Below are 5,771 nucleotides of genomic sequence, written 5' to 3' on the forward strand. Positions count from 1 at the left end.
TTATATAACGTAAAAAGAAACCCTACCAATATTAAGCTTTCTACCACGATAATCCCGACCCTCTCCTTCCTTTTAACCCCAACACATTAAATAAAAGTTGCAGCAAACAAAAAGGATCCTCCCTTCTCTTAAAGGCTGATCCTTTTCTTCTTGCATGAAACTATTTTTAGCTATTCTTGATTAATTAGAATAACAGCTGGTCCATCTACACGAATTCCACCAACTTCGATTTTTTCATACGGCTCAACTGTAATAGAGATGATCCCTTCTCGCTCCTTTAATTCATTACTTAATTCTTTTGTTAACATTTTTTTCATGTGTGCACTCCTTCTTATTGCTTAATTTTCTATTTGTATGTAAATAAAATTTAAAATGGTTTCCTGGTCTGGAAACCATTTTTTGTAGTTGACCATATAGTGTTACCAGTTCGTTTATCAATTTTACGTAAAGAGGATAAACAATTACTATACACTGGCTCATTAGATGTAAGAAACTCTTAAAGATAGCGGTTAAATTAATTGTTTTTTCTTCTAAAAATAATGACTTAGATAGTATATTACCTAAAACAATGAAAGCCCTACCTCTCTTTCATCCTTACGGCTCCTTGTCCGTGCCAGTGTGAATCAGGATTGCAAAAATCAAGTGACTATTTAATCGAGTTATTTGATGAAACTTCGAACGTTCGTAAAAGAAATTTAAAAATAAAAATGGATTAGATTGAAGTAATAACAAAAGAGGTTCCTACTCTAAAAGTGAGTTGAAGAAATTGAATATCTTTGAAATGATTTGCTTTTAATACTCATCATATTCCCGAAAAATTCAGGATGTTTTCGGAGATATAATTCATTATTTATAATGAACCTTAACAGAAACTTTTTATTTGATTTTCAGTGATTCCTTTAATTAATTCTAGTTCACTGACCAAAAATCTATATGCATCATCCAACAATTTTTTTTCGCTTGTATTCAGTGCTTTTTCTTTCTTCATACGCATTAAATCCCGTACAACTTCAGCACCTTTTTGTATTTCACCCGTTTTTATTTTGTCCGTGTTCACTTTATGCCTTTGTTTCCACGGCAGTAATTTACAGGATTCTTCATGCTGAAAAATGTGTATAATGTGCTTTAATGCAAGTATATCAGTAACTGGGCGTATATTCGAATTCAATATTTTACCCGTAGGAATCATGACTTGCATCTTACTGATCGACATTTTTATGACAAAATACTGTTGTTTTTTTCCTGAGAATTCTTTTTCTACTATGGCTTCAATTATACCTGCTCCGTGCATTGGATAAACAATGTTATCGCCAATTTGAAACATATAATCCACCTCCATATGTGGTAACCTTCTCAAGCTTAACACATATGTTGTTTTTTATCAAAAATTTTATAATATCATGAAATTATTTTTGTTGTCAATTGTTTTTTCTTTAAAAATTAAATTAAGTAAAACTAGCACAAAAACCATAGGGATTGTGTAAGATTTCTAATAAAAGGAAGGGGAATTTCCCCTCGCCTATTCTGAAACCTCTACTCATTAACGTAGATCCGTTTTCCCTTGAAAACGACCAAATCGATCCCTTATTTTTTTCAACCTTGTGTGGTACTCCAAAATCTCAATTCTTGCTTTTTCTGCTAGAGGGGCAATTGGTCGTAAGTCTTTTAACCCCCAATACTCAACCACTACATCAAGTACTTGATCAAAATATTGTAGTGGTCCATAGTTTGCTTCTTTTGCAATCACAGCCATTCTATTTTCAAAATCAGGCATGACGGCACCTGGCATTTGAAAATTCCTAATCACATTGGCAATATGGTAGCAATAATTTGGTTCCAGTTCTAAATGAATTCGAATAACGTCTCGATAAAACGCATAATGAAGTGTTTCATCTTTTGCAAGACGGCGTAATAATGTAGCAAGATCTGAATCATGCTTACTTGCAACCTTAGCAACATTATTGTAAAACACCATCGTTGCAAGTTCTTGTAGCGTCGTATACGTCATGGCTTCGATTGGTGTATGAAAATCAGGCTCAAATCCACCCTCAACGACTGACTTTCTTAATTCATGTATTCGCTTAGGATTCACACTTCGAGTGAGTAGTAAATATGTCTCCAATAAATTCGAATGTTGATCCTCTTCTGAGGTCCAAGTATGAATGAAGTCTGTAATAACAGAAAGGGATCCTTTAAAAGTCGCAGATAAATACGTTGTAAACCATGGCAAATTCACTTCTGTTAATAAAGCTGTTTCAATGGCCGTAATTACACCAGAAGGAAGAGTAACTTGACTTTCATCCCAAGGAACTCTTTTAAAGTCCATTCCCTTATCCCATGGTAAAAACTCATGATAACCCCAGTCTATCTTCTGCGCTCTTATTTTATGTTGTTCATACAGTTCTTTTAAACGTGGTTCTAATCGAAAATCTAAATCATTCGTTAGCATATGAGTGCCCCCTTTTCTTACCATGGATATTCATCCTATTTTATCCTTAAAAATTTTCTACAAATAAATATTACTTTCCTTTTTTTAAGTTAAACATAATAAATTTGTAACAAAATTTTTTAAGAGCACTATGTTTTCATATAATTTCTTCATATAAAAAGGGATCCTGAGGGTAACATTCATGGATGATGATACTCGTCATGTTGTAAATCTTGTTGAGTGTAAAAAGATGCATGCCTATAAAGAATCGTTTTATAATAAGTATTGATAGTATTTTATACAAACCATCAACCTATTTAGATGTAAAATCCAATATATTAGATTAAGCATTTGAAAAACAAATACAGTTGATGAGATAGCCTTAAACTACAATTCCCAACAACATCAATGTACATTGGCTATGATGAGTTAGACCAAATTTTGTGAAATAGCATACAACACAAAAGGAAGAGGCGATAAACATGCAGTCAACGGAAGCGCATATGAGGGAAAAACAACGTAGAGAAAAAATAGAAATTATATTTAGTCACAGGGTAAAAGGAGAGAGTTATTTTCATGGCTCTTCCTATCAATGGAAAAACATTGTATATCAAAATTATAATAGAATACAACAAAAAGAGTTGGAAGTTGAACAACTCATTTCGAAAATGGAAAAAGCAGGGGTTCGTTTTACGCAGCACCGTTCACTCATACACTATCCCGTCATTGCTTTTGTAAAATATATAGCTAAGATTTATAATGAACCTCTCGAAATACAATAATCATATTTAAAGGAAACCTTTTTGAACTCCCCCCACTTTCACTTCGTTTAGAAGTGAGGGATTCCTAAGTAAAGAGTTCTATCGAACTCTAATTGATTAGGCTAACCCCGCAGTCCTTGCGGTTAGAAGTCTTATCGCTTCATGCTTTAGATTGATACTTGCGTTAATATCCCTATCATGGTTTGTACGACAAGAAGGACAGTCCCATTCACGTAGGTTTAGATTTTTAACGTCTTTATTTTGATATCCACAACAAGAACATAATTGGCTGGAAGCAAATGTTTTCGATACGACAATGACTTGTTTGCCATACCATTTTGCTTTGTATTCTAACATGGATCGAAATTGCAACCAAGATACCTCACTAATTGCTTTTGCTAACTTATGATTTTTTAACATATTCGATACTTGCAAATCCTCTATACCGATAACATCGTGGTTTTTGATGATTTCAGTTGAAATTTTGTCCAAGTAATCTTTTCTAGTATTTGATATGTATTCATGAATTCTAGCTACCTTTACTCGTTGTTTATTCCAGCGAGAAGATCCTTTCATTCTTCTAGAAAGAACACGCTGTGCTTTCGCCAACTTATCTTCTAATGATCGGAAAAACTTCGGATTTTCATAGTGTGTTCCATCTGACAAAATAGCAAAATCTTTTAGTCCTACATCTATTCCAATGTAAGAATGTGTTTTCGGAAGTTCTTGTACTTCTGTTTCAACTAATAGTGACACAAAATATCTACCAGAAGGGTTCCGTCTAACTGTAGCATTTACAATACGCCCCTCTACTTCGCGACTTTTGGCAAATCGAACAAGTCCTAGTTTCGGCAACTTTATTTTGTTCCCTACAACGGCAATGTTTTCATTTGTTTGTTTTGTGGTATAAGATTGTACGTTGTTCTTCTTAGATTTAAAGCACGGTGCGCTGTTTTGTTTTTTGAAAAAGCGCGTATACGCATCCGCAAGGTTGCGAACAGACGACTGAATCGCAATACTATCCACTTCTTTTAGCCAAACAACCTCTTTCTTCATGGCAGGTAGTTTGGCAGAGCATGTACCATAGTCAAGCCTTTTCCTGTCTCTTTGTATGCTTGATCCCATAAGGATAGGATAGGAAATGATTGAATACAAAGCGAGAACACCCAATCGTTTTGTTGATTAGAATTGCTTGTGCCTGATTTGGATAGATACGAAACTTATAGGCTTTATTCATCATTATTTGATTCACCTCCATTTCGGTATATGACTATTATATACCGAACGTACATTCGATAGGTAGTGGAGTAACACTTTCTGTATGTCGAACAATTAAGATGGCTTCCTGCCATCCCTTGTTCGAAGCCAATTCATCTCCCACCTACTCACTGGGCTGTGACCCTTCACGCTCCTTGAGGAAGGAGTCTTCTTAGCTAAAATGATAAAGAAATAGTGAGCTTAATGTTTTTTTCTTCACCTTGACATTTATTACAAAAAATGTTATTATTAAAATGAATTATTTTTGTTCGGTGTAAAGGATTTGTAACTTTTCACCTTTATGATCACTGAGAGCAAGGATAGTATTACATTGTGTGTGTTTACACACTAGGAGGCAATACAAATGGAAAAAGGTAATGTAAAATGGTTTAATGGCGAAAAAGGCTTCGGATTCATCGAACGTGAAGGTGGAGACGATGTATTCGTTCATTTCTCAGCGATTCAAGGCGAAGGTTACAAAACTTTAGAAGAAGGTCAAGCAGTGACTTTTGATTTGGAGCAAGGTCAACGTGGACCTCAAGCTTCAAACGTACGTAAAGCTTCTTAATTTTACAAAGCAGGGAAGGCAGGCTCTTTTATGGGAGTCTGCTTTTCTTTTTTCTGTGAAACTATTTTGAGAAGTCAGCTCATTTTTTGTTTTGGGGGTGTTTACATTCCTTAAATTGATGGGCATGGGGTACCATCACATCGCTATCAAGCTAACTAGAGAAAATACCCCCTAAAAAGAAAAAGGCGTTATTCTTTCTGAAAAATCATAGGAAAGGATAACGTCTTTTTATCAATATGGTGTATAGCCGAGATACGTGTAAAAACAGGTCATAGACTTACGTTTATTTCCAATTACGTTTGAAATCAGCTATTATATTTTCATAAAATTACAGCTTAGATGATATTTAGCTAATTGTCTAAAAAAAATGTATGCATAGCTTTGCTGTGTGTTTTATCAATGTAGTTTTTGGATAATATTTGGTCAAGTTGATACTAATATCCTCGATAAACGAAAGAAAATTAAGAGTGTTCCGAGAAAAAGTAATTAAAGAACGCTCTTAATTTATTTAATTGAGTTATCCTTTCGTACAAAAATCTGATTATTCATTTAATTAAAACACTCATTTACAGAAGAACATTATTCAAGTGAAGCCCTCTATAATTCAATTACAACACCTTGAAAGTTTATGATACTATCCTGATCACATTTTTTATATTTAATGTTTTAAGAAAAAAAGCTATACTATAAGCGAAACTAAAAATCAGAAAGGAAATACCAGAACATGGAAAACTATTTGCTATTTATCCTTACAGCA

General features: G+C 33.9%; 5 protein-coding genes and 1 pseudogene. 2 read left to right on the forward strand and 4 right to left on the reverse strand.

Annotated features, from left to right (window positions below):
- Positions 1-170: 170 nt before the first annotated feature.
- The 3 genes from DN403_RS00265 to DN403_RS00275 all read right to left on the reverse strand — a co-directional run bounded on the left by DN403_RS00265 (position 171) and on the right by DN403_RS00275 (position 2,449).
- Positions 171-317, reverse strand: coding sequence for a BC1881 family protein (locus DN403_RS00265; protein ID WP_097888235.1), 147 nt, complete (start codon positions 315-317; stop codon positions 171-173).
- Positions 318-862: 545 nt separating this feature from the next.
- Positions 863-1,324, reverse strand: a complete 462-nt coding sequence (locus tag DN403_RS00270) for a CarD family transcriptional regulator (RefSeq protein ID WP_061665751.1) — start codon at positions 1,322-1,324, stop codon at positions 863-865.
- 216 nt (positions 1,325-1,540) lie between these two features.
- Complete coding sequence (locus DN403_RS00275) at positions 1,541-2,449, reverse strand: acyl-ACP desaturase (protein ID WP_149185243.1); 909 nt, start codon at positions 2,447-2,449, stop codon at positions 1,541-1,543.
- A gap of 461 nt (positions 2,450-2,910) precedes the next feature.
- Between DN403_RS00275 and DN403_RS00280 the strand changes: the two genes are divergently transcribed.
- Entirely contained in the window at positions 2,911-3,210 is a 300-nt protein-coding gene (locus DN403_RS00280) for a hypothetical protein (protein WP_016078476.1), read from the forward strand.
- A gap of 96 nt (positions 3,211-3,306) precedes the next feature.
- Here DN403_RS00280 and tnpB read toward each other — a convergent pair.
- A pseudogene (gene tnpB / locus DN403_RS00285) lies at positions 3,307-4,429 on the reverse strand (IS200/IS605 family element RNA-guided endonuclease TnpB).
- Between the two features lie 381 nt (positions 4,430-4,810).
- On the opposite strand from tnpB, the gene DN403_RS00295 reads away from it, so the two are divergent.
- Positions 4,811-5,014 (forward strand): cold-shock protein, encoded by a 204-nt coding sequence (locus DN403_RS00295; RefSeq protein ID WP_000410775.1) that lies wholly within the window; start codon positions 4,811-4,813, stop codon positions 5,012-5,014.
- Positions 5,015-5,771: the final 757 nt, after the last annotated feature.

It is taken from the genome of Bacillus sp. AY2-1, from assembly GCF_008368965.1.
GTDB lineage: Bacteria > Bacillota > Bacilli > Bacillales > Bacillaceae_G > Bacillus_A > Bacillus_A thuringiensis_S.